Origin of the sequence: Bradyrhizobium sp. (genome assembly GCF_030654605.1) — a bacterium.
Lineage (GTDB): Bacteria > Pseudomonadota > Alphaproteobacteria > Rhizobiales > Xanthobacteraceae > Bradyrhizobium.
The window spans coordinates 1-1,147 of the sequence record NZ_JAURXB010000242.1 but is presented as its reverse complement, the minus strand read 5'-3'; the positions used below and the strand labels follow the sequence as shown (position 1 = coordinate 1,147).

General features: G+C 62.3%; 1 protein-coding gene. It reads left to right on the top strand.

The window, feature by feature from the left end:
* Positions 1–56: 56 nt before the first annotated feature.
* Positions 57–1,147, top strand: a 1,091-nt coding sequence (glyS, locus tag Q7U29_RS21955; protein ID WP_304744756.1) for a glycine--tRNA ligase subunit beta, incomplete at its 3' end; no start/stop codon positions are given.

Genomic DNA, 1,147 nt, shown 5'->3' with positions numbered 1-1,147 from the left:
ACGATGCAAGGCATCGTCGGGGTAGGCGACCCTCCCCCTCCAGGGGAGGGTAAGTGATGCCCGATCTTCTCCTCGAACTGTTTTCCGAAGAAATTCCCGCGCGCATGCAGGCGAAGGCGGCTGACGATCTGCGCCGGATGGTGACCGACAAGCTCGTCGCCGAGGGCCTGGTTTATGAAGGTGCAAAAGCGTTCGCGACGCCGCGGCGGCTGACGCTGACGGTGCATGGCATTCCCGCGCGGCAGTCGGACCTCAAGGAAGAGCGCAAGGGCCCGCGCGTCGGCGGCCCCGACGCCGCCGTGCAGGGTTTTCTGAAAGCCACCGGGCTGAAGTCGCTCGACGAAGCCAAGATCCAGCACGATCCCAAGAAGGGCGATTTCTACATCGCGCTGATCGAAAAGCCCGGCCGCGCCACGCTGGATGTGCTCGCCGACATTTTGCCGGTCATCATCCGGACCTTCCCGTGGCCGAAGCAGATGCGCTGGGGCGAACGCTCCGGCCGGCCGGGCGCGCTGAGCTGGGTGCGGCCGCTGCATTCCATCGTCGCGACCTTCGGGCTCGAGACCGAAACACCCGAAGTGGTGAAATTTGCCATCGACGGCATCGAGGCCGGCCAGACCACGTCAGGTCACCGCTTCATGGCGCCGGCGGCGATTCCCGTGCGCCGCTTCGAGGACTACGAGGCCAAACTGCTGGATGCGAAAGTGGTGCTCGATCCGCAGCGCCGCAAGGACGCCATCCTCACCGACGCCAAACAGCTCGCCTTCGCGCAGGGTTTTGAACTGGTCGAGGATCAGGTGCTGCTCGACGAGGTTTCGGGGCTGGTCGAATGGCCCGTGGTGCTGATGGGATCGTTCGATCCGGAATTTTTGTCGATTCCGGGCGAGGTGATCCGCGCCACCATCCGCAACAATCAAAAATGTTTTGTGGTCAGCGATCCCAAGACGGGAAAGTTGACCAACAAGTTCATCCTCACCGCCAACATCGAAGCGTCCGACGGCGGCAAGGCCATCATCGCCGGCAACGAGCGCGTGATCCGCGCGCGGTTGAGCGATGCAAAGTTTTTCTATGAGACCGATCTGAAGACGAAGCTGGAAGACCGGCTGCCGAAATTCGAGAACATCGTGTTTCACGAGAAACTGGGCAC